General features: G+C 63.2%; 22 protein-coding genes and 1 tRNA gene. 9 read left to right on the plus strand and 14 right to left on the minus strand.

Translation table 11 applies throughout. The features are described 5' to 3' along the window. Nucleotides 1–85 precede the first annotated feature (85 nt). On the plus strand, nucleotides 86–1,072 hold the full coding sequence (locus tag NKI63_RS07500; protein ID WP_352509433.1) for an alpha/beta fold hydrolase: 987 nt from the start codon (nucleotides 86–88) through the stop codon (nucleotides 1,070–1,072). A gap of 89 nt (nucleotides 1,073–1,161) precedes the next feature. Here NKI63_RS07500 and NKI63_RS07505 read toward each other — a convergent pair whose 3' ends face one another. The 8 genes from NKI63_RS07505 to NKI63_RS07540 all read right to left on the minus strand — a co-directional run bounded on the left by NKI63_RS07505 (nucleotide 1,162) and on the right by NKI63_RS07540 (nucleotide 7,855). Further along, complete coding sequence (locus NKI63_RS07505) at nucleotides 1,162–2,055, minus strand: carbohydrate ABC transporter permease (protein ID WP_023717433.1); 894 nt, start codon at nucleotides 2,053–2,055, stop codon at nucleotides 1,162–1,164. Nucleotide 2,056: 1 nt separating this feature from the next. Beyond that, nucleotides 2,057–3,007 (minus strand): carbohydrate ABC transporter permease, encoded by a 951-nt coding sequence (locus NKI63_RS07510; protein WP_254817687.1) that lies wholly within the window; start codon nucleotides 3,005–3,007, stop codon nucleotides 2,057–2,059. Nucleotides 3,008–3,093: 86 nt separating this feature from the next. Beyond that, a complete protein-coding gene (locus NKI63_RS07515; RefSeq protein ID WP_254817688.1) occupies nucleotides 3,094–4,419 on the minus strand; it encodes an ABC transporter substrate-binding protein in 1,326 nt (441 codons plus the stop codon). 33 nt (nucleotides 4,420–4,452) lie between these two features. Further along, nucleotides 4,453–5,538 (minus strand): ABC transporter ATP-binding protein, encoded by a 1,086-nt coding sequence (locus tag NKI63_RS07520; protein ID WP_352477401.1) that lies wholly within the window; start codon nucleotides 5,536–5,538, stop codon nucleotides 4,453–4,455. Between the two features lie 163 nt (nucleotides 5,539–5,701). Further along, the gene (locus NKI63_RS07525) at nucleotides 5,702–5,941 is read right to left on the minus strand and encodes a DUF2188 domain-containing protein (RefSeq protein WP_254817690.1); all 240 of its coding nucleotides are present in this window, start codon (nucleotides 5,939–5,941) and stop codon (nucleotides 5,702–5,704) included. A gap of 28 nt (nucleotides 5,942–5,969) precedes the next feature. Then, entirely contained in the window at nucleotides 5,970–6,263 is a 294-nt protein-coding gene (locus tag NKI63_RS07530; protein WP_352467305.1) for a DUF982 domain-containing protein, read from the minus strand. 62 nt (nucleotides 6,264–6,325) lie between these two features. Beyond that, on the minus strand, nucleotides 6,326–6,643 hold the full coding sequence (locus NKI63_RS07535) for an SH3 domain-containing protein (protein WP_352509431.1): 318 nt from the start codon (nucleotides 6,641–6,643) through the stop codon (nucleotides 6,326–6,328). Nucleotides 6,644–6,751: 108 nt separating this feature from the next. After that, nucleotides 6,752–7,855 carry an NADH:flavin oxidoreductase/NADH oxidase gene (locus tag NKI63_RS07540; RefSeq protein WP_352777964.1) on the minus strand — a complete coding sequence of 368 codons (1,104 nt, stop codon included), beginning with the start codon at nucleotides 7,853–7,855 and terminating at the stop codon, nucleotides 6,752–6,754. Between the two features lie 152 nt (nucleotides 7,856–8,007). On the opposite strand from NKI63_RS07540, the gene NKI63_RS07545 reads away from it, so the two are divergent. Then, a complete protein-coding gene (locus NKI63_RS07545) occupies nucleotides 8,008–8,586 on the plus strand; it encodes an NUDIX domain-containing protein (RefSeq protein WP_352509429.1) in 579 nt (192 codons plus the stop codon). Between the two features lie 65 nt (nucleotides 8,587–8,651). Here NKI63_RS07545 and NKI63_RS07550 read toward each other — a convergent pair. Continuing rightward, nucleotides 8,652–8,737 (minus strand) — tRNA-Leu (locus NKI63_RS07550). A 279-nt stretch (nucleotides 8,738–9,016) separates the two neighbouring features. Between NKI63_RS07550 and NKI63_RS07555 the strand changes: the two genes are divergently transcribed. Both NKI63_RS07555 and ade read left to right on the plus strand, forming a co-directional pair. Beyond that, a complete protein-coding gene (locus tag NKI63_RS07555; protein WP_352509427.1) occupies nucleotides 9,017–9,469 on the plus strand; it encodes a cupin domain-containing protein in 453 nt (150 codons plus the stop codon). A gap of 498 nt (nucleotides 9,470–9,967) precedes the next feature. Then, nucleotides 9,968–11,779: an adenine deaminase gene (gene ade / locus NKI63_RS07560; protein ID WP_352777962.1), complete on the plus strand. Its 1,812-nt coding sequence runs from the start codon at nucleotides 9,968–9,970 to the stop codon at nucleotides 11,777–11,779. Nucleotides 11,780–12,208: 429 nt separating this feature from the next. On the opposite strand, the gene NKI63_RS07565 is transcribed toward ade, so the two are convergent. The 3 genes from NKI63_RS07565 to NKI63_RS07575 form a co-directional block, all read right to left on the minus strand. Further along, nucleotides 12,209–13,372, minus strand: a complete 1,164-nt coding sequence (locus NKI63_RS07565) for an alpha/beta hydrolase (RefSeq protein WP_352705096.1) — start codon at nucleotides 13,370–13,372, stop codon at nucleotides 12,209–12,211. 132 nt (nucleotides 13,373–13,504) lie between these two features. Continuing rightward, nucleotides 13,505–14,578: an alpha/beta hydrolase gene (locus NKI63_RS07570; protein WP_254817699.1), complete on the minus strand. Its 1,074-nt coding sequence runs from the start codon at nucleotides 14,576–14,578 to the stop codon at nucleotides 13,505–13,507. Nucleotides 14,579–14,680: 102 nt separating this feature from the next. After that, nucleotides 14,681–16,084, minus strand: a complete 1,404-nt coding sequence (locus NKI63_RS07575) for a hypothetical protein (RefSeq protein ID WP_352777960.1) — start codon at nucleotides 16,082–16,084, stop codon at nucleotides 14,681–14,683. Nucleotides 16,085–16,211: 127 nt separating this feature from the next. Between NKI63_RS07575 and ilvA the strand changes: the two genes are divergently transcribed. Both ilvA and NKI63_RS07585 read left to right on the plus strand, forming a co-directional pair. Further along, complete coding sequence (gene ilvA / locus NKI63_RS07580; protein WP_352820923.1) at nucleotides 16,212–17,468, plus strand: threonine ammonia-lyase IlvA; 1,257 nt, start codon at nucleotides 16,212–16,214, stop codon at nucleotides 17,466–17,468. Then, a complete protein-coding gene (locus tag NKI63_RS07585) occupies nucleotides 17,465–18,037 on the plus strand; it encodes a DUF1697 domain-containing protein (protein WP_352777957.1) in 573 nt (190 codons plus the stop codon). The genes ilvA and NKI63_RS07585 overlap by 4 nt, the downstream gene beginning before the upstream one ends. 8 nt (nucleotides 18,038–18,045) lie before the next feature. Here NKI63_RS07585 and NKI63_RS07590 read toward each other — a convergent pair whose 3' ends face one another. Further along, nucleotides 18,046–18,339 carry a DUF2218 domain-containing protein gene (locus NKI63_RS07590; RefSeq protein WP_254817703.1) on the minus strand — a complete coding sequence of 98 codons (294 nt, stop codon included), beginning with the start codon at nucleotides 18,337–18,339 and terminating at the stop codon, nucleotides 18,046–18,048. A gap of 78 nt (nucleotides 18,340–18,417) precedes the next feature. Continuing rightward, nucleotides 18,418–18,858 carry a lactoylglutathione lyase gene (gene gloA, locus NKI63_RS07595; protein WP_352509416.1) on the minus strand — a complete coding sequence of 147 codons (441 nt, stop codon included), beginning with the start codon at nucleotides 18,856–18,858 and terminating at the stop codon, nucleotides 18,418–18,420. A gap of 215 nt (nucleotides 18,859–19,073) precedes the next feature. Between gloA and NKI63_RS07600 the strand changes: the two genes are divergently transcribed. From NKI63_RS07600 to NKI63_RS07610, 3 genes are read left to right on the plus strand one after another with little or no spacing between them, the layout of a single operon-like run. Beyond that, nucleotides 19,074–19,670, plus strand: coding sequence for a cold-shock protein (locus tag NKI63_RS07600; protein ID WP_254817705.1), 597 nt, complete (start codon nucleotides 19,074–19,076; stop codon nucleotides 19,668–19,670). Between the two features lie 19 nt (nucleotides 19,671–19,689). Continuing rightward, nucleotides 19,690–20,253, plus strand: coding sequence for a DUF192 domain-containing protein (locus tag NKI63_RS07605; RefSeq protein ID WP_352820927.1), 564 nt, complete (start codon nucleotides 19,690–19,692; stop codon nucleotides 20,251–20,253). Nucleotides 20,254–20,277: 24 nt separating this feature from the next. Continuing rightward, the gene (locus tag NKI63_RS07610; protein WP_352777953.1) at nucleotides 20,278–21,045 is read left to right on the plus strand and encodes an alpha/beta fold hydrolase; all 768 of its coding nucleotides are present in this window, start codon (nucleotides 20,278–20,280) and stop codon (nucleotides 21,043–21,045) included. Nucleotides 21,046–21,097: the final 52 nt, after the last annotated feature.

A 21,097-nucleotide genomic window follows, 5' to 3' on the forward strand; every position in this document is an offset into this window, starting at 1 on the left:
ACGACGGATCCACCTGTGCCACCTCCCTTGCAGTGGACCCTTCGGCGGGTGATGCTGCGTGCCGGTTTGGAGCCTTGAGCAAGACATGCCGGTACCGATTCTTCCATGGCTGCCCGGCGCGCTGGTTCTGCTGGTGCTCGTCGTGGCAGCCTATCCTCTGCTGGCGACACGGCGGATCGCGGCGAAAGCCGAAAGGCTGGTGCCGGCCAGCGGGAAATTCATCGAGATCGACGGCAACCGCATTCATTATGTCGAGACGGGCGAGGGCCGGCCGATCGTCTTCCTGCACGGTCTCGGCGCGCAGCTTCATCATTTCCGCCACACGCTGTTCGGAATTTTCGGCTCGAACTATCGGCTGATTGCGCTCGACCGTCCGGGCTCCGGCTATTCGGTGCGGGCCACGGGCGCCAGCGGGCGGTTGCCCGAGCAGGCCGAAATCGTGCGGCGCTTCATCGAAATGCTGGGACTGGAAAAGCCGCTGATCGTCGGCCATTCGCTGGGCGGAGCCATCGCACTGACGCTGGCTGTCGAGCATCCCGAGGCGATTTCCGGTGTCGCCTTGCTGGCGCCGCTGACCCATATGGAGCCGGACGCGCGCGAGAAGTTCGGCCCGCTTTACATCAACTCGCCGTTGCGGCGCCGGATCATGGCTCATACGATGGCGATCCCGGCGGCTCTCAAATATGCAGAACGCACGTTGGCCTTCATCTTCGCGCCACAGACGGCGCCGGCCGACTATATGGTCGAGGGCGGCGGCTGGTGCGGACTGAGGCCAAGCCATTTCTACGCAACAGCGACCGATGTCGTGGCCATCGCGCATGACCTTGGCCGCATCGAGCAACGCTATGGTGAAATCACCATGCCGGCCGGCATTCTGTTTGGTGCTTCCGACCGCGTGCTGGGCATCGGTATCCACGGCTGGCCGGTGATGGAAAAGATCAGCGGGCTCGATTTCGAGCCGGTCGAGGGGCTTGGCCACATGCCGCAATTCGTCGAGCCGGAACGGGTCGTCGCTTTCATCGAACGCATTGCCGACCGCGCATTTGCGCCGAAGTCCGACACCGGCAGCTGACACCCTCCCGGACGCGGTATCGGCCGGCAGGGTGCCGCCCCGCGCATCCCGGCCGCCGGGAATACCTCCGAACCTAATCAGGATATCGGCTATTCCTTCACGGCTCCGGTCATCGAGGAAACATAGTGCTCGACAAAGAACGAATAGAGCACCACCACCGGCAGCGAGCCGATCAGCGCTCCCGCCATCAGCGCCCCCCATTCATAGACGTCCGAGCGCACCAGCTCTGTGAGCACGCCGACCGGCACAGTCTTGTTTTCGGACGACTGGATGAAGGTCAAGGCGTAGATGAACTCGTTCCATGACAGCGTGAATGCGAAGATGCCAGCGGAAATCAGGCCCGGCACCGACAGCGGCAGCACGATCTTGGTGAGGATCTGCCAGCGGCTCGCCCCGTCGATCAGCGCGCATTCTTCCAGCTCGAACGGGATCGAGCGGAAGTAACCCATCAACAGCCATGTGCAGAACGGGATCAGGAAGGTCGGATAGGTGAGGATGAGAGCGAAGGGCGTGTCGTAAAGCCCAAGGTTGAACACCATCACCGACAGCGGAATGAACAGGATCGAAGGCGGCACGAGATAGGCGAGGAACACCGCGAGGCCGACCTGACGCGCCCCGGAGAACCTCAAGCGCTCGATCGCATAGGCAGCGAACACCGCAGCCAGCAGCGACAGGAAGGTGGCGGCGGTCGAGATGATGATCGTGTTGAGCAGCCAGCCCGGATAGGACGTCTCGAAGAGCAGGTAGCGGATATGCTCGAGCGTCGGATGCACCACCCAGAACGGGTTGAAATTGGCGTAATCGGTCATCTCGAGATTGGGCTTAACCGCCGTGATCGTCATCCAGTAGAACGGAAACAACAGCACGATGACGAATATCAGCAACGGCAGGTAGACCGTCACCACGCGGCGCGGCACGCTCTGCAGGTAGCCCATGCCGCCTTCGTCGAGTTCCGGGCGTTTGCTCGTTTCGATCGCGGTCATGTCAATCTCCGCCGCCCTGCTGCCATTTGCGCCGTTGCAGGCCAAAGTAGCTGAACAGGATCGCCGCCAGCAGGAACGGGATCATGGCGACTGCGATCGCGGCGCCTTCGCCAAGCTGGCCTCCGGAAATGCCGCGCTGGAACGACAGCGTCGCCATCAGGTGGGTGGCATTCACCGGCCCGCCGCGGGTCAGCACATAGATCAGCTGGAAGTCGGTGAATGTGAACAGCACCGAAAACGTCATGGTGATGGCGATGATCGGCGTCAGCAGCGGCAGCGTCACATAGCGGAACAATTGCCAGCGGCTGGCGCCGTCGAGCGTGGCGGCCTCGTAGAGCGACTGCGGAATCGTCTGCAGGCCGGCAAGCAGCGTGATCGCGACGAAAGGAATGCCGCGCCAGACATTGGCGGCGATGACCGAAGCCCGCGCATTCTCGGGATCGCCGAGGAAATTGATGCGATGGTCGATCAGGCCCATTTCCATAAGCGCCCAGGACAGGATCGAGAACTGCGAATCGTAGATCCACCAGAAGGCGATCGCCGACAGCACCGTCGGCACCACCCAGGGGAGCAAGACGATCGCGCGGAAGAACGATTTGAACGGCAGGTTCTGGTTGAGGATAAGCGCCAGCCAGAGGCCGAGCACGAACTTCAGGATCGAGGCGCTGATCGTATAAAGCAAGGTGTTGAAAACGGAGAGCCAGAAGACGGCGTCGTCCCACAGATATTCGTAATTCTCGATGCCGATGAAGATGCCGGGGCGGCCGATGCGAGCATCGGTGAAGCCGAGCCAGACGCCGAGCCCGAGCGGATAGGTCAGGAAGACCAGCAGCAGTGCCGCCGCCGGCAGCATGAAGCCGAAGCCAAGCGCGTTTCGGCTATCGGCCAAGGTCGCCAGGATGCGAGACAAGATCGAGGGACGCGGCTGAACGGCGGCGGAGGTCACGGCCATGGGTCGGCTCCTCTAAGGTTTCGTAAACGGCCGGGCGGCCATGCGCGATTCGAAGCCGGGCAGCATGGCTGCCCGGCCGAGCCGGCTCAAACGCGATAGTAGCGGTTGGCGCGCTTTTCGGCCTCTTCCATCGCCTCTTGTGGCGTCGCCTGGCCGGTCACCGCCTTGGCGAACATGTCGACCAGCACATAGTCGGCCATGGTCGCCGCCGAGGCATAACCGAGCGGGCCGGCATAGCCGTTGGGCCGCAGCGTCGCCGAGGCCTTGGCGTAAGCGGCATTGTTCGGATCGGCCGTCCAAACCGGGTTGTTGTCAAAGGCTTTGAGCGTCTGGCAGCAATAGCCTGCCGACGACGTGATCCACTGCGACATTTGCGGATCCTCGAACATGAACTGCAGGTAGGCCTTGGCCGCGTTGGGGTAGGGCGTGTAGTCGAAGATCACGGCCGTGGTCACCTGGAACAGCTCGACGGATTTCCCGACCGGGCCGATCGGCAGGTTGGTGGTGCGGATGTCCTTGGCTATTTCAGCCAGCTTCGGATCCTTGTCCTTGTTGATCTTGGCGGTGTTGTAGGCCGAAATGCCGTTGGCGATGACGCTCAATTCGCCGGCCAGGAAGGCGCGGTTGTTGTTGACGTCGAGCCAGCTTTCAGTGCCGGGAATGAAGGTCTTGTAGAGTTGCTGCGCGTATTCGATCGCCTTCAGCGTCTCGGGGCTGTTGATCGTCACCTTGCTGTTCTCGTCGACCATCTGGCCGCCATGGCTCCACAGCAGCCAGTGCGCGTAGTTGTTGCCGTCGCCGACGCCGTGGCCGTGCGTGAAGCCGGCCGGGTGCCCCTTCGCCTGCAATGCCTTGCAAAGCTCGAGCAGGCCTGCCGTGTCCTTTGGAAATTCTGAGAAGCCGGCTTCCTTCACCCAGCTTTCGCGATAGACGATGGCATTGCCGATGGTCGCCAGCGGCAGGCCGAGGAACTTGCCTTGCCGTGTCGCATATTGGTGCGGTCCGTCGTGCCAGCCGCCATATTTCGAGCCGAGATATTCGCCTAGTTCCGTCACATCGTGCAGTTTGTCAGGATATTGGTGCGGGTCGTCGAACCAGACGAACATCAGGTCCGGGCCGGAGCCGACATTGGCGGCGACCGCCGCCTTGGGGCGAATGTCCTCCCAGCTTTCCTTGTCGACGCGGACCTCGACGCCGGTCGCTTCGGTGAAGCGCTTGGTGTTGGCCAGCCATTGATCCTCGTCGCCCTGCACGAAAGGCGACCAGCGCAGCAGCCTGAGCTTGGCGCCGTCCTCGGGCTTGTATTTCAACCCCTCCTGAGCAAAGGCGGGAGAGCCGATGAACCGGCTTCCCAAGGCTCCCGCCGCTGCGCCGGCGGTGGTGCGGATCACGTCACGTCTGGTGAATTTCATGTTCGCTTCCTCCTGCTTATTGTCCTTGCCGTCCTACTGCCCGATGGGTGTTTCGAACCGCTGTCCGGTTTTGCCGTGAAAGAGATGGATGAGGCCAGGCTCGGCCGTAAGCCGGATGGTTTCGCCCGGCGTGAAGGAATGCCGTTCCCGGAAATTGGCGACGATCTCCTCGCCGCCGGCGGTTCGGCCGATGAGCTGCACTTCGGACCCTGTCGGCTCGACCACCGCGACGGTGACCGGAATGCCCTGATGGTCGGACAGCCGTAAATGCTCGGGCCGTATCCCCAGCACGACCGGCTCACCATTGCCGATGGAAAGTGCCGAGGCCAACGGGACCGAAATCCCTCCGGCGCCGCGAAACGACGGCGAGCCGTCGCTTACGATCTCGCCCCTGAGCATATTCATGGCGGGCGACCCGATGAAGCTGGCGACAAAGAGGTTGTTCGGCCGGTCATAGAGCTCGAGTGGCGGCCCGATCTGCTCGACGATGCCGTCATGCATGACGACGATCTTGTCGGCCATGGTCATCGCCTCGATCTGGTCGTGGGTGACGTAGACCGTCGTCGTCTTCAGGCGCTGGTGCAGTTCCTTGATCTCGGCGCGCATCTGCACCCGGAGCTTGGCATCGAGATTGGACAGCGGCTCGTCGAACAGGAAAACCTGCGGGTCGCGCACGATCGCCCGGCCCATGGCGACGCGTTGGCGCTGGCCGCCGGAAAGCTGGCGGGGATAACGGTCGAGCAATGGCACCAGTCCCAGGATCTCGGCCGCACGCCGCACGCCGGCATCGCTCTCCGTCTTGGGAACGCCCTTGAGCATCAGTGAGAACGCCATGTTCTCGGCAACCGTCATATGCGGGTAGAGCGCATAGTTCTGGAAGACCATGGCGACGTCGCGCTCCTTTGGCGCAACGTTGTTGACCACACGTTTGCCGATCGCGATCTGGCCGCGCGAGATCTTTTCCAGGCCGGCGATCATTCTGAGAAGGGTCGACTTTCCGCAACCCGAAGGTCCGACCAGCGTGACGAACTCGCCGTCGTTTATATCGACGCTGACCCCGTGCAGGACCTCGACGGTCCCAAATGATTTGTAGACATCGCCGATTGCGACAGACGCCATCGATCTCCTCCCGATTGATTCCTGCAACGACTTCGAAGGAAACCGCTTTCTGCCTGGCCCGCGGCGACGCCCAGGCTCCTCCCCGGTCACGCGCGATGTAAGACGGTAGCGCTACCAAACCGACCTGTAAAGCACGCCGGCATCACTGGGATATCGACACGCCCTAATCCGAAACCTCGGTCTGCGGCCGGTCGCGGCCGTCGGCGAGCTCGTCGTGCCAGTTGCCGTCGGCGTCCTCGTACTGGATGCCGTCGGTGTTGCCGGCGACCTGCTGTTCGGCCGAAGCGATCTCGGCGGCGCGCAAGGCATCCTGATGGGTGGGGAACGTTTCGGAGAATGTCGAGCCGACCTTGTAGGCCCAGCCTCCGTCATGCTCAACGATCTTGTAGGTCAGTTTCGCCATGAAACCCTCCGGTTGAAAGCCCGTTGCCTCAATGCAGCCTGTCGTCGGCCAGCCTGTCGTCTGGCAGCCTGTCGTCTGCGACCAGCACGTCCGATTCCCTGGCGGCTTCGATCAGTGCCCGGCGCGCATCCGCCGTCGAACGATAACCTTCCAGCACTTTTAGGCAAGTGTCGAGGGCATCACGATGACGGGGCCCGCGATTGAGTGGCCAGACCGTCATCAGGCACTCCGCCGCCTCCTGGGCGCTGCGGATGTGGCGATACTTGCCGACATGGCCGAGTTCGACCACGACCGGCTTTTCAAATGGCTTGCTGTCCATCATCGCCGCCAACGCGGAGCGGCCGATTTGGTTGCAACTGCTATTTTAGCTCAGGCGAAAATAGCTCAATAGCCGCAGCCATTGCGCAGCCAGCGCGCATTCGCCCAGCCGGTGCGGCCGCCGAAATCGACCTGGTACCAGTTTCCGCGCCGGTCGAAGATCTCGGTTTGGTCGCCGTTGAACAATTGCCCGATCATGCGTGACGACGAGTTCGGTCGGGCCCGAACGGCGAGAAAGCCACTTCCGGTTGCCAGATTGTAGTGCTTGGAAAGACCGTGAACCGTACCTTCGCAATATTGCGCCCCGGCCGGCGTCGATGCGGCGAACGACAGCCCGGCCACGACCGCGGCGGCAGCCGCAATGGAAATCCCCCTGAACGACATATCTCTGCTCCCCCAACCCGCCGCGCCCAGCCGCGGCCCCGGCCACTCTACACCGGCAGAGGATCAGTGCGAAGCTGTGCTGGCCCGCCCAGCGAGACGAACCCGCCGTCAGTTCGCCGCCTTCATCCAGTGCTGCATCGTCGTCACCGAGCGGGCAAGCTGCGGCGCCGGGTGGATTTTTTCGCCGAAGGTGGCCGCGGCGCGCCAGCCCCAGCGCGGATCGGCAAGAAAGGCGCGCGCCAGCGCCACCATGTCGGCGCGGCCGTCGGCGACGATCGCCTCGGCCTGTTTCGGATCGTCGATCAGGCCGACGGCCCGCGTCGGGATGCCGACGGCCTTACGCACCGCTTCGGCCAGATGCACCTGGTAGCCGGGCCCAGAGGGCAGCTTCTGCAACGGCGAATTGCCGCCACTCGAGCAGCAGAGATAGGCGACGCCGGCTTCCTTCAGCGCTTTTGTCACTTCGATCGCATCCTCGACGTCGAAGCCGCCATCGACCCATTCCTTGATCGACAGACGCGCGCCCAGCATCAGCCTGGGCACCGCCTTCTTTACCGCCTTGGCGATCTCGACGGCGAAACGCATGCGGTTTTCCAGCGAGCCGCCCCAGCGGTCGGTACGCCGGTTGGAAAGCGGCGACAGAAACTGGAAGATCAGATAGCCATGCGCGGCATGCAGCTCGATGAAGTCGAAGCCGGCGCGCTCGGCCCGCCGCGCCGCGTCGGCGAAGCGTTCGATGATTTGCAGGATCTCGTCGTCCTCCAGCGCCCGCGGCACCTGCCAGCCGGTGTCGTAGGCGATAGCCGAGGCCGATACGATCGGCCACGGGTCCTGATCGGCGTGCAGCGGGCCGCCGCCCTCCCAGGGTTTTCGGTTGGAGGCCTTGCGTCCGGCATGGGCAAGTTGCGTACCGAATTTCGTGCCCGGCGCGGCGACGCGCTTGGCTGCATCCAGCGTGCGTCGCGCCGCCGCCTCATTGTCCTCGGAATAGAGGCCGAGACAGCCATGCGAGATGCGGCCGCGCCGTTCGACATCGGTCATCTCGACGGTGACCATGCCGGCGCCCGACATCGCCAGGTTCATCCAGTGATAGAGATGCCAATCGCTGGCCGAGCCGTCCTCGGCCGAATACTGGCACATCGGCGCGACCGCGATGCGGTTGGGGAAGGTGAGGCCATCGAGGGTGATCGGCTGGAAAAGCGATGAGGTCATAAAAAACTCCGGAAAGGGTTGCCGCTATTTAGGCAGCCGACTGTGCCAGCGCCAGACACGAGACGGTGAAACGGCCGCTGGACCAATTGGTGGACCGATTGCACGAACGGCCGTTCGCGGCTACGCCTTGCCGCGGCAGCAGAGAGTCCACCATGGAAGATCGCATTCGCATCCGCTCTGAGGAAATCCTTTCCGACGAATGGGCGGTTTTGAAAAAGACCGTCTTCGATTATCGCCGGCGCGACGGCAAATGGGAAACGCACACCCGCCAGACCTACGATCGCGGCGACGGTGCGGTGATCCTGCCTTTCGATCCCGAGCGGTCGACGGTGCTTCTGGTGCGGCAGTTCCGCTACCCGGCCTACGTCACCGGCCACAAGGAGCCGCTGATCGAGGCCTGCGCCGGCCTGCTCGACGAAGACGATCCCGAAACCTGCATCCGCAAGGAGGCCGAGGAGGAACTCGGCTACCGCCTGAAGGACGTGCAGCGGCTGTTTTCGCCCTATATGAGCCCCGGCAGCGTGACCGAGCGGCTCTGGTTCTTCGTCGCCCGCTATTCGCCCGCCGACCGCATTTCCGACGGCGGCGGCGCGCATGACGAAGGCGAGGACATCGAGGTTTTGGAAATGCCGCTCGACGAGGCGCTGGCCGGCATCCACGATGGTCGGATCATCGACGCCAAGACGATTATTTTAATCCAGCATTTGAAGCTGAACCCGATTGGGAGGTGAGGGGGCCAGAACCGGGTCGAGCGCCCTGGTCTCCAGTTACGAAGGGTATCAAACGAAGACCAATCTGGTGCGGACGACGGGAATCGAACCCGTACGATCAGAGATCGAGGGATTTTAAGTCCCTTGCGTCTACCAATTCCGCCACGTCCGCAGGCCAGCCCTTTTCAGCCGCCAGCCAAAGGCCGTCAAGCCGTCTTCTGCCGTCGACAAATCTGGCACTGGAAGCTAGCGAGGGCCAATCACCCACGGAGATACAAACAAAATCGTTTCACCTGGAGATGTTTTTAGCGACAGCTTCCGAGGCTACCGCGAATGCGTGTCCCCCGTTCGCAGGATGCGTTCGGGCGCTCTGGCCTGATAGACTCCAATCGGCAAGTGGATCGGCGCGCCGATACTCGACGCCGTCGTCTACAGACACTGGGAGATTGTCATGCTCAAGCTTGCCTCTGCCCTGGCACTGCTGCTTGTTGGGACGGCGCCTCTGTCTGCTGACGAGATGCCGATGAACGCCAAAGACATCAAATGGGGTCCTGCTCCTGCTGTCATTCCTGCTGGGGCGGAAATGGCTGTTGTCGCTGGAGATCCCTCAAAGGACGGCGCCTTTGTGCTGCGGTTGAAGACACCCGCAGGCTACAAAATTGCCGCACATAATCATCCCACCACGGAATACATGACGGTGCTTTCCGGCAACTTCCATTTTGGAATGGGCGATAAGCTCGACGAGGCGAAAGGCGTCGAACTGACTGCTGGCGGCTTCGGCGTCGCACCGGCCGGAATGAATCACTTCGCCTGGACGACAAGCGATACGATCGTAGAGGTTCATGGCGAGGGGCCATTCAAGATCACCTACGTCAACCCGGCAGACGACCCGAGCAAGAAGTGACAGTTCGGGATCGAATTGATTGAACCGGCCGAAGGCTAGAACGATGGAGTGCGTCACACTCCGCGACCGTCGATTCAGTAAGATCCGCTAACGCGGCGAAAGCTGATTAGCCGGAATCATATTCCGCTTGGGCCATTTTGCCATGAACGACGCTAAAACAAAAAACCCGCCTCGGCGGGCGGGTCGTTGGAGCCAATTAGCACCATAGCCAAATTAGTAGCATAGCTGCCGGCACAAAGCAAGAACAAAGTTGCTGCGGCCGGCACAAAATGCCCTTGGCGATTGGCGAAAGCCGTGGCGCATCAATCTCCCTCCTTGAGGGGGAGATGGCCGGTAGGCCAGAGGGGGTCGTCGCGCGTGGATCGGCGACCCCCTCTGTCGCCTTCGGCGACATCTCCCCCTCAAGGGGGGAGAGCTGCAACTTCGCCGTCCGCGCTTGCTTCCTCGCTGGTCAAAACCCTCGCGGCTTGGCACAGTCGGGCAAACGGGAGCCTGTTGATGCCGAAGACCGCCAACGCGACAAAACCAAAACCCTGGGCCGAGATGGCGACGCATCTGGTCGATGTCGCCATGGGCCGCAAGCCCGCCGATCTCGTCATCCGCAACGGGCGCTGGGTCAACGTTCATTCCGGCGAGATCATCGCCGGCACCGACATCGCCATCGCCGGCGGTCGCTTTGCCTATTGCGGGCCGAATGCCGGCCACGCCATCGGCCAGGGCACCAAGGTGGTCGATGCCGGCGGCCGCTATCTGGTGCCGGGGCTTTGCGACGCGCATATGCATGTCGAGAGCGGCATGGTGACGGTGACGGAATTCTGCCGCGCGGTGATCCCGCACGGCACCACATCGATGTTCATCGATCCGCATGAGATCGCCAACGTGCTCGGCCTGCCGGGCGTACGGCTGATGCATGACGAGGCGGTCGCCATGCCGGTCAACGTGCATGTGCAGATGCCGTCCTGCGTGCCGTCGGCACCGGGGCTGGAGCATGCCGGCGCTGAGCTGACCGTCGCCGATGTTGCCGAGGCGATGACCTGGGAGAACATCGTCGGGCTCGGCGAGGTGATGAATTTTCCGGGCGTCGCCGCCAATGATCCGGTGATGTCGGGCGAGATCGCGGCGACGGTGAGGGCCGGCAAGACTGTCGGCGGGCATTATGCCTCGCGCGATCTCGGCCTGCCGTTCCACGGCTATGTCGCCGGCGGCCCCGAGGACGACCACGAAGGCACGCGCGCCGAGGATGCCATCGCCCGCGTCCGCCAGGGCATGAAGGCGATGCTGCGGCTGGGCTCGGCCTGGTATGACGTGGCCTCGCAGATCAAGGCGGTGACGGAGAGCGGACTCGACCCGCGCAGCTTCATCCTGTGCACCGACGACAGCCACTCCGGTACGCTGGTGCACGAAGGCCATATGGACCGGGTCGTGCGCCACGCCATCAGCCAGGGCTTGAAGCCGGTGACTGCGATCCAGATGGCGACGCTCAACACCGCCCAGCATTTCCGGCTGGAGCGCGAGATCGGCTCGATCGCGCCGGGACGGCTCGCCGATCTGCTGATCGTCTCCGACCTCGCCGAAATGACCATCGACGAGGTCTATGGCCGCGGCGTCAGGCTGGCCAAGGGCGGCAAGCTCGAAATCGACATTCCGGCCTACAACTATCCGCGGACGGCGAAGAACACCGTCAAGCTCGGCAAGAAGCTCAAGGCAGGCGATTTCGACATCGCGGCACCCATGGGCGCCAACGAAATGCGGGTGCGGGTCATCGGCGTCATCGAAAACCAGGCGCCGACGCGGGCGCTGGAGGCCGATCTTGCCGTCGAGGACGGGCTGGTCGCCATGGATCGCCGCAACGATGTCTGCCAGATCGCGCTGGTCGAACGCCACAAGGGCACCGGCGGCGTCACCAACGCCTTCGTCTCCGGCTTCGGCTATATCGGCGACTGCGCGATGGCCTCCAGCGTGGCGCATGATGCCCACCACATCATCGTCGTTGGCACCAACAAGCAGGACATGGCATTGGCGGTGAACCGGCTTGGCGAGGTCGGCGGCGGCGTCGTGCTGTTCTCCAAGGGCAAGGAACTGGCGCTGGTCGAAATGCCGATCGCCGGGCTGATGTCGGACGAGCGGGCGGAAATCGTCGCCGCCAAGGCGGACAAACTCAGCGACGCCATGCGGCAGATGGGCTGCTCGCTGAACAACGCCTACATGCAGCACTCGCTGCTGGCGCTGGTCGTTATCCCCGAGCTCAGGATTTCCGACGTCGGCTTGATCGACGTGACGACCTTCCAGAAGGTTGATTTGTTCGTTTAGCGCTGTCGATATGCCGGCCTGCAAATGGCAATTTTCTGCGCTTCCGGTGGTCCCTTCAGGGGTAAATCGCGTACCCTGAAGATTAGCCGAACATCCGTCGCTTCGTCATCCCAGGGCGGAGCAGGAGCGAAGCGACGTCGCGAAGACCCTGGGATCCATGCCGTTACATCTGTGGCGCACGAAGGCGGATCAGAATCGAACGCCTCTTGGCTCCGGCAGGCAATCCAGCGATGCCGAAAGGTAACTGACGCTGTTGCGGATACAAGCCATTCCGAACCGCTGCAATCTTCGGCAGATGTAACGGCATGGATCCCAGGGTCTGCGCTCCGCTTCGCGTTCGCTCCGCCCTAGGATGACGAAGGCATGGTGGCTTAGGTTTAATCGCCAGCGTCGGCGATTAGCGGCTGCAGGCCGATCGACAGCGATCGCTCACCCGCCGGTGGCGATGGTCAGCACTTTGAACGGCGTGGTGATGACGATTTCGGCGACCGAACCGACGGCCTTGCCGAGGCCCTGGCCGAGATTGTCGAGCTGGGCCGGCGCGGTCTCTTCGGAGGCGAGGCCCGCCGGGGCGCGCAGGCGGTCGCCGAGCAGCTGCACCAGGAACGGGTTGTCGGCGAATTTGGCGTGGTTCAGCCGGTCGCCGCCCTTGGTCTTGGTCAGGTCGACCACCGAGACGCCATAGCTGGCGAGGTCGGCCGCGTCGCCATAGTCGCCGACGCGTGGCTTGTCGCCAGAGATCAGGGTCGACAGCCTGAGCGCCCGGTCGTCGCCCGAAAGCAGCACGGCGAACGGCTTGTCGGGCTTGCCGTAGCGGATCATCTGCTTCTTGAACACGTCGACGTCGATGTCGGGTGAGGCCAGGATGACGTAGCCGAGCTTGCCGCCGAGGTCGCGGTCGCCGGTGATGGCAAGCTGGCGCAATGCTTCCATGGTCACCCAGGTCCCCATCGAATGGGCAATGATGTCGATGCTCTTGGCGCGGCTCTTGGCGAGCATGCGCAGCGTCGCTTCGAGATCGTCGCGCGCCGCATTGGCGCTTTCCTTGTCGTAGATGTAGCCGGTCGTCTTGCCGCTCGACGCCCACGAAAACAGCACCGGCGTTCCTGGGTATTTCGTGTCATGCGCGATCTGCGTCAGCCGGTAGATGCCGTCGTCGAAGCCGTTGTTGAAGCCGTGCACGAAAACCAGCGCGCGGTCGCCGCGCATGGCGATATCGGCGCCGACCGCCTTGGCGAATTGCGGCGCGCCTTCGTAGAAGGTGACGCCGGTCGCCGTGAAATCCTTCGCCGGATTGCTGTTGGCCGAGCCCTTGACCCGCTCGATGGCGCCGAGCTGGTGAATTTTGGGCACCGTCACCTCGACGCTGGCAAAGCTGGTGGTCGGCGAACGGTCGCCGTCGAACACCTGCCGGGGCGCTTTCATTGCCTTTTGCCGGGTTGTGGCGACGAAGATCTTGTGCGTCGCCGCAATGTCCGAAGCAGGCACGGTGATCGTCGTCTTGTTGAGCAGATCGTGCGTGTTCTGGCCGGCGCAGCCTGCCAGCGCGAGCGCGAACGCAACGACGAGAAAGATCTTCGAAGGCACGGTCACGCGGGCTCCCGCAAAGGCGACGTCGAGCCGGAGACGTCTTGGCCTATTCGATAGAGGCAGAGGTAGGCACGGTCCAGTTCAAACTGTTCCGATGGTGCGGCGATGGTCAACAGTTACTGCCGCGCAACGCAGCTATTGTCCGACCGAGGCGATGCGGTCCGTCACTTCGCGGTCGCTGGCAAACCCGTCATCCTCGCGCAGCTTCTGGCCGATCAACTGCACCAATTCCGGGTTGTCGGCGAATTTGGTGTGGTTGAAACGGTCGGCACCCTTGACGCTGGAGAGGTCGACGACCGACACGCCGTAGCTGGCGAGGTCGGCGGCGTCCTTGTAGTCGCCGACGCGCGGCCGCGCGCCGGCGATCAGGCCGGACAGCCTGAGCGCCCGGTCGTCGTCGGAGAGCAGCAGGATGAACGGCTTGTCCGGCTTGCCGTAGCGGCGCATCTGGCTCTTGAACACGTCGACGTCGATGTCGGGCGAGGCCAGCACGACGTCGCCGAGCTTGCCGCCGAGATCGCGGTCGCCGGTGATGGCGAGCTGGCGCAGCGCCTCCATGGTGACCCAGGTTCCCAGCGAATGGGCAACGATGTCGATGCGCCGCGCGCCGGTTTGCGCCAGCATTCTCAGCGTTACTTCGAGCTGGTCGCGGGCAACGCTGGCGCTTTCCTTGTCGTAGACATAGTCGGTGGTCTTGGCGCCCGACGCCCAGGAAAACAGCACCGGCGTGCCCGGATAGCCGGAATCATGGGTGATCTGGGTGACGCGGTAGACCGCGTCGTCGAAGCCGGTGTTGTAGCCGTGGACGAAGACCATGACGCGGCCGCCGCGCGCCGCGATGTCGGCGCTGAGCGCACTGGAGAATTTCGGCTGGGTGTCGTAGCCGACAACCTCGGAAGCCATGAAGTATTTGGCCGGATCGTCCGACTTGCCGCGCGAGCGCCGCTCGATCTGGCCTGTCTTGTGGATGCCGGGGACGGTGACGTTGACGCGGGCATAGTTCAGCGTCGCCGACCGCTCGCCGTCGAAGACCTTGTTGGGATCGTCGGAGCGCTTGCGCGTCGTTGCGATGAAGATCGAGTGGTTGCCGGCGATTTCCGTCACCGGCACCGCCATCATGGCGCTGCCGAGCAGTTCCTCGGTTTGGCGGCCGCCGCAGCCGGCGAGCAGCGCGGCAAGGACAATGATGCAAATCGTCTTCAAGGGCACTTAAGCAATTCCACTCCGGCCTGACCAAAGGCCATCCACCTCCGCCGCCCCTCCCGGACAGGCGAAGTGCGGCAGAAGTAAGTCGCGGATGCCGAAATGCGCTCAGTGCCTCGCGACGGCCATCGCACTGTTGCGCGAAAGCCAGAACGGCGGCAGGAACGCCGGGATGTTGGAAAACGGCAGCACTTCCGGCTTCAGCCTTATGCCAAGCACGTCGGTCATGAAGGCGCGGCGCGCCTCGATGCGGCGCCAGGCTTCGGGATAGCGCGCGGCGATCTCTTCGCGCAGCGCGTCGTCTGCCAGCGCGATCCCGTCCTCGATGTTGGTGGTGAAATAATCGGTGCCGGTCGCTGGGATGATGTCGACCTGCAAGGCCATGCCCGACTTCAATCTGATATCGGAGCCGGAAAATACCGGCGAATGCATCCATTCGTCGATATGGATGAGATGGCCGGGGTTGAGCGCTACGCCGAAGAACCGATCGCCGATCCGCTCGTGCACCGCTTGCCACAGTGCGCCGCCGGGAACGCCGATGCCGACCGTCTCATACCAGTCGACGACGGCGCAGAAATAGGGCGCGACCAGTTTCTCGACATAGTCCCGGATGCCCGTTGGAAGCTCGGCCGCGTCCTCGACCAGAAAACCGGCGCGGGCGTTGAGCGAGCCCTGGATGCCATAGGCCATGGTGATCGGGTCGCCGCGTTTGATGACGTCGAGACGGGGGCTCGGCAAGCCATAGGCTGCGCGCCTGCCGGCCGACAGCATCGGGTGACAGCATTGCGGCAGGCCGTTGATGCCCATCAGCCGCGCCGCCTGCAATTCGGTCATGCCGGGTTCGATGACCTGCAGGACATTGCGCAGGCCTTGCGAGGAATAGGTCGCGGAGAATTCGAACGCGGCCAGCTGGTCGGCCTCGTTGATGGCGCGCAGGCCGTCGGCAGGGTTCATCAAAAGGTTCGCCGCGTTGACGATCACACCCCTGTCGCCGGCAAGCGTCCGTAGCGTGTCGGCGATGAAGGACGGCAGGTCGAGCGTCGTTTCGCCAAAACCGGCATCGCCGGGACCGAACGGTTTCCAGCCGATGGCGCCGATGCGCTGGCCGGCCTTCAGGCCGCAATCGGCAAGAATGTCGGCGAGCGCTTGCGAGCGGTCGCGCGGCTGCGCCGGCAGCGAGAACGTCTGGTAGAGCACGCGCTCGTACGGCCCGTCGCAGATCTCGGCATAGCCCCAGCCCTCATTGCCGACCAGCAGTTTCGGCGGCTTGTCGGGAACGATGACCAGCAGCGTCTCCTCGAAGCGCGGATCGTAGCCGCAGAGATAGGCAACATTGGCGGCATGTTCGCGGTCGCCATAGACGACGAACGCGTCGAACTCCGCTTCGCCGCCGCGTGCAACCAGTGCCCTGATGCGGGCCTCATAGGTGGCGAGCGGGAGCAGCGGCATCACCGTCGGCTCGCCGAACTCCGGCAGCGACACGGTTTTCTGGGCCACCGATGCGACAGGCATGAACAGACGCTCCTAACGGCCAACGAGGTTTTGGGAACACCCTTTCAGGGTGGCCGGACAATGGCTTCGTGAAGCCGGATATGCAATAGCGGGACCGAATTCGGCTAGCCTGTGGGGTGCTCTTGCCATGACCAGTTTCTCCTCTCGCGTCGCTGCCGCCGCTGCCGCGATGCGCGAGATCTTTCCGGAAACGCCGCTGCAGGAAAACGACTATCTGTCGAAGAAGAGCGGCGCGCGGGTGCTGCTGAAGCGCGAGGACCTGACGCCGGTGCGCTCCTACAAGATCCGCGGCGCCTTCAACTTCTTCCGCAAGACGCTTGCCGCCGGCAACGCTGCCGAGCTGTTCGTCTGCGCCTCGGCCGGCAATCACGCGCAGGGCTTTGCCTTCGTCTGCCGCCATTTCGGCAAGAAGGGCGTCGTCTTCATGCCGGTGACCACGCCGCAGCAGAAGATCGACAAGACGCGGCTGTTCGGCGGCGAGTTCGTCGAGATCAGGCTGGTCGGCGATTTTTTCGACGACTGCTACCGCGCGGCACTCGAATTCACCGAAACTGCCGGCGCCCACATGGTGCCGCCGTTCGACCATAAGGACATCATCGAAGGGCAGGCGACCGTCGCCTACGAGATATCAGGCCAGATGCCCGGTGCGCGCATGCCCGACATTGTCATGCTGCCGGTCGGCGGCGGCGGCCTGGCCGCCGGCGTCACCCATTATTTCGCCGACCAGCACCGCGAAACGCGCTTCGTCTTTTGCGAGCCGGCCGGCGCCCCGAGCCTGAGCGAGAGCCTTGCCGCCGGAAAGCGGGTCAAGCTCGCCAAGGTCGACAATTTCGTCGACGGAGCGGCGGTGGCCGAGATCGGCCGCGAGCCGTTGCGCCACCTCAAGGAGTTTGCTGCCGATGCCGTACGGCTGATCCCGGAAAACCGGCTCTGCGCGACCATGATCGAAATGCTCAATGTCGAAGGCGTCGTGCTCGAGCCGGCCGGTGCGCTGGCGATCGATGCGCTCAAGGATTTTTCCAAAAAGGAAATCAGGGGCAAGACCATCGTCGCCGTGGTGTCCGGCGGCAATTTCGATTTCGAGCGGCTGCCGGATGTGAAGGAACGGGCGCTGCGCTTCGAGGGCTTGAAGAAATACTTCATCATCCGCTTTCCGCAGCGGCCCGGCGCGTTGCGCGATTTCCTCGAATTGCTAGGCCCCGACGACGACATCGCCCGCTTCGAATATCTGAAGAAATCGGCGCGCAATTTCGGCTCGGTGCTGATCGGCATCGAAACCAAGGACCGCCGCAATTTCGACCTGCTCAAGGCGAATTTCGACGCCGAGAGCGTCCACTACCAGGACATCACCGACAACGAGACGCTCGCCGGGTTCATTATATGAGCAGCAACGATCTTCCGAACGCCCCGGCGAACGTTTTTATCGCGCTGTTTTCCGGCATCAATGTCGGCGGCAATCGCATCGTCAAGATGGCGGAACTCAGGTCATTTTTTGAGCAGCTCGGCTTCTCCGATATCGCCACCCATGTGCAGAGCGGCAACGCCGTGTTCCGGTCGCCAGACGGCGATGCGGCGATGCTGACCAGGCGGCTGGAAGCGGAATTCGAGAAGAAATGGGGCTTCCATTCGCGCATCATGGTGCGCGATCTCGGCTGGCTCGAGCGGCTGGCGGCGGACAATCCCTATCCGGAAGTGGCCGGCGAGCCGACCAAGCTGCATGCTTATGCGCTGGAGCGCCGGCCGACCGCCGAGGAGATCGCCCGGCTGGCGGAAAAATGCACCGGGCCCGAACGCTTCGAGATCAAGGGCGACGTGCTCTACCTGCATGCGCCCGACGGCCTCGGCAAATCGGTCTTTGCCAATCTCATCCCGCGCGTTCTGAAGGTGCACTGCACGGCGCGCAACTGGCGCACCGTGCTGATGCTGCTCGAGATGGCCAAGGCCCGCGCTTGACAGGTCGTCTACGCGGCCGGAGCGCGTTTCCAGTCGAATGCCAGCTCTTCACGGAAGGCGAAGCGCTTGATGTGCTCGGCGACGACCGTTTCCAGGCGCTCGAGCGAGCCAGCTTCATCTGTCGTCACCGCAATGTGCAGCGCAGCCGGATCCGCATCGAGAACCGTGCGGCCGAGCGTCAGATCGATGGTGCCGTGGTTCGGGTCGAATTCGACGGGAAACTTGTGCGCCCAATGTTTGCACAGCTGCTGCAGATAGCGGCTGGCATGTTCGGTGGCGACGTCGACATGGCTGGCCGGCATGAATGAATTCTCCTTGGGAAGGCGGACGCGAAAACCGAACCAGCGCCCGCCTGCGTCCGCTCAAGATAGCGTGATCGGTTACCAGCTGCCGGTGTTCGGCATCGACGCCCACGGCTCGGCCTTCGGCTTGGCCGGACCTTTCTGCAACAGCTCGATCGAGATGCCGTCCGGCGATTTGACGAACGCCATGTTGCCGTCGCGCGGCGGCCGGTTGATGGTAACGCCATTGTCCATCAGCCGCTGGCAGGTGGCGTAGATGTCGTCGACCTCATAAGCAAGATGGCCGAAATTGCGGCCGCCCTTGTAGTCTTCCGGGTCCCAATTGTAGGTCAGCTCGATCAGCGGCGCCTTTTCGGAGATGCCGCTCTGCTCGTCTTCGGGCGCGGCGAGGAAGATCAGCGTGTAGCGGCCCTGCTCGTTTTCATGGCGGCGCACTTCCTTGAGACCAAGCTTGTTGCAGTAGAAATCGAGCGAAGCATCGATGTCGGCGATGCGGACCATGGTGTGCAGATAGCGCATGATTTCCTCCTTATGTTGCGTTGCGGCGCACCATAGGGGCGGCCCGGCCAAAGGGCAATCGGCCACGCTTGCCGGCGCCGGCAAACGGCAAATCCGCTATTCCTGTACGGAACCGTGAAAAAAGGCACGTCAGGTCTTGCACACACCGGAAGCCGCGGTGTTAATCTGATACCAAGAATCAGTTGCAGTGTTTCTTGAAAAAAGGGGGCGTTCTTATGGGGGAAAAGGCCTCTTTCATGGGGCGGGACGGGGCCGGTAACGATGCGTTGAAGCGGGATGAGAGCGCCGATACGGCCGATCTCGTCGAAATCGCCGGCGCCATCAAATGGTTCGACGTGGCCAAGGGCTACGGTTTCATCCTTCCCGATGATGGTACTTCGGGCGACATCCTCCTCCACGTGACATGCCTTCGAAAGGACGGTTTTCAGACCGCGCTTGAAGGCGCCCGCGTCGTCTGCCTGGTCAAGCAGGGCGAGCGTGGGCTGCAGGCCTTCCGCGTGCTCTCGATGGATGTCACCACGGCGATCCATCCGGCGGAGATGCAGGAGCAGCGCACCCATGTCGCGGTGACGCCGGAAAGCGGCCTCGAACGGGCGCTGGTGAAATGGTTCAACCGCACCAAAGGGTTCGGCTTTCTGACCCGGGGCGAGGGCACCGAGGATATTTTCGTCCACATGGAGACGCTGCGCCGCTACGGCATCACCGAACTCCGCCCGGGCCAGGTGGTGCTGGTCCGCTTCGGACGCGGCGACAAAGGCCTTATGGCTGCCGAAATTCACCCCGATATGGGTACCTTGCCGGTCTCGCATTAGTTCCGGTCGAGGATTTCATATGGCTCACAGGAACCGGCTGACGGCGGGCGCGCTCTGCGCCGGGATTTTCCTCATCGTCGCCGCAAGTGCGTTCTTCTATTTTCAGCAACCGAGTTCGGCCGACGGCAAGGCGATGATCCTTCCCGTCGACCCGGCGCTGCTTGTCGCGGTGACGAAGGCCGGCGAGCGTTCTTTCTCCGTCGAAATTGCCGACACGCCCGCCGAGCGCGAGGCCGGCCTGATGTTCCGCCGGCACATGGCCGACAATCACGGCATGCTGTTCGTGTTCGGTGCGCCGCAGGATGTGAGCTTCTGGATGAAGAACACGCCGATGCCGCTCGACCTGATCTTCGTCGGCCAGGACGGCCGGATCCGGGCGATCAAGCAAGGCGAGCCGCAGTCGGAGGCGATCATCTCGCCGGACGAACCGGTGCGCTTCGTGCTCGAGCTCAAGGCAGGCACCGCCGCCAAAAAGGGCATTAAGGACGGCGACCTGCTGCGCCATCCGGCCATCGGCACGGCGCCGGGGCCGGCCATGCCGCCGCCCGACAAGGGCGACGCGCCGAGTGTCGATTCCGACTGAACGAACGGGCAGGATCTTCGGCCGATGCAGTTCTTCTCCCATGATGGTTTCGACCTTGCTTTCCTTGACCGCCAACCGGCATCGGGGCAGGGCGATCCGGTGCTGATGATCCACGGCTTTGCCTCGAGCCATTACGTCAACTGGGTGTCGCCCGGCTGGTTCAAGACGCTGAACGATGCCGGCTACCGTGCGATCGCCTTCGACAATCGCGGCCATGGCTCGTCGTCGAAGAGCTATGACGAAGCCGACTACACGCCGGCAGAAATGGCGTCCGACGCGGCAGCGCTTTTGAACCATCTCGGCATCGAACGCGCCCATGTCATGGGTTATTCGATGGGCGCGCGCATATCGGCGTTCCTGGCGCTCTCCAACCCGGACAAGGTGGCGACGCTGGTCTTCGGCGGTCTCGGCATCGGCATGGTCGACGGCGTCGGCGACTGGGATCCGATAGCCAACGCCCTTCTGGTCGACGATCCGGCAGGCACCAGCGATCCGCGCGGCCGCTCGTTCCGCGCCTTCGCCGATCAGACCCGCAGCGATCGCCGGGCGCTCGCCGCCTGCATCGCCACCTCGCGCGAATTGCTGAGCGAGGCCGACATTGCCCGCATTGCCCAGCCGACGCTGATCGCCGTCGGCACCAAGGACGACATCGGCGGCTCGCCGGATGAACTCGCCGCTCTGATGCCCAACGCCAGGGCTTTTCACATCGAAGGCCGCGACCATATGCTGGCGGTCGGCGACAAGACCTTCAAGCAGCGTGTGCTGGAGTTTTATGCCGAGCATCCGCTTTGATGGACGGCTCCCAAAGCGGCCATTGGGCCTGAAGCTGGGGTCCTTAGCGGTT

This window comes from Mesorhizobium sp. M0410, assembly GCF_040321435.1.
In the GTDB taxonomy this organism is placed as follows: Bacteria; Pseudomonadota; Alphaproteobacteria; order Rhizobiales; family Rhizobiaceae; genus Mesorhizobium.

Bases quoted from the DNA above. Each gene is read 5' to 3' on its own strand.
- NKI63_RS07555 (WP_352509427.1), top strand. From the start codon at position 9,017: ATGCTCAAGCTTGCCTCTGCCCTGGCACTGCTGCTTGTTGGGACGGCG.
- NKI63_RS07525 (WP_254817690.1), bottom strand. From the start codon at position 5,941: ATGGCGAAACTGACCTACAAGATCGTTGAGCATGACGGAGGCTGGGCC.
- NKI63_RS07545 (WP_352509429.1), top strand. From the start codon at position 8,008: ATGGAAGATCGCATTCGCATCCGCTCTGAGGAAATCCTTTCCGACGAA.
- NKI63_RS07575 (WP_352777960.1), bottom strand. From the start codon at position 16,084: ATGCCTGTCGCATCGGTGGCCCAGAAAACCGTGTCGCTGCCGGAGTTC.
- NKI63_RS07520 (WP_352477401.1), bottom strand. From the start codon at position 5,538: ATGGCGTCTGTCGCAATCGGCGATGTCTACAAATCATTTGGGACCGTC.
- NKI63_RS07535 (WP_352509431.1), bottom strand. From the start codon at position 6,643: ATGTCGTTCAGGGGGATTTCCATTGCGGCTGCCGCCGCGGTCGTGGCC.
- NKI63_RS07500 (WP_352509433.1), top strand. From the start codon at position 86: ATGCCGGTACCGATTCTTCCATGGCTGCCCGGCGCGCTGGTTCTGCTG.
- NKI63_RS07505 (WP_023717433.1), bottom strand. From the start codon at position 2,055: ATGACCGCGATCGAAACGAGCAAACGCCCGGAACTCGACGAAGGCGGC.
- NKI63_RS07610 (WP_352777953.1), top strand. From the start codon at position 20,278: ATGCAGTTCTTCTCCCATGATGGTTTCGACCTTGCTTTCCTTGACCGC.
- gloA (WP_352509416.1), bottom strand. From the start codon at position 18,858: ATGCGCTATCTGCACACCATGGTCCGCATCGCCGACATCGATGCTTCG.
- NKI63_RS07590 (WP_254817703.1), bottom strand. From the start codon at position 18,339: ATGCCGGCCAGCCATGTCGACGTCGCCACCGAACATGCCAGCCGCTAT.
- NKI63_RS07605 (WP_352820927.1), top strand. From the start codon at position 19,690: ATGGCTCACAGGAACCGGCTGACGGCGGGCGCGCTCTGCGCCGGGATT.
- ilvA (WP_352820923.1), top strand. From the start codon at position 16,212: ATGACCAGTTTCTCCTCTCGCGTCGCTGCCGCCGCTGCCGCGATGCGC.
- NKI63_RS07530 (WP_352467305.1), bottom strand. From the start codon at position 6,263: ATGATGGACAGCAAGCCATTTGAAAAGCCGGTCGTGGTCGAACTCGGC.
- ade (WP_352777962.1), top strand. From the start codon at position 9,968: ATGCCGAAGACCGCCAACGCGACAAAACCAAAACCCTGGGCCGAGATG.
- NKI63_RS07600 (WP_254817705.1), top strand. From the start codon at position 19,074: ATGGGGGAAAAGGCCTCTTTCATGGGGCGGGACGGGGCCGGTAACGAT.
- NKI63_RS07515 (WP_254817688.1), bottom strand. From the start codon at position 4,419: ATGAAATTCACCAGACGTGACGTGATCCGCACCACCGCCGGCGCAGCG.
- NKI63_RS07510 (WP_254817687.1), bottom strand. From the start codon at position 3,007: ATGGCCGTGACCTCCGCCGCCGTTCAGCCGCGTCCCTCGATCTTGTCT.
- NKI63_RS07540 (WP_352777964.1), bottom strand. From the start codon at position 7,855: ATGACCTCATCGCTTTTCCAGCCGATCACCCTCGATGGCCTCACCTTC.
- NKI63_RS07585 (WP_352777957.1), top strand. From the start codon at position 17,465: ATGAGCAGCAACGATCTTCCGAACGCCCCGGCGAACGTTTTTATCGCG.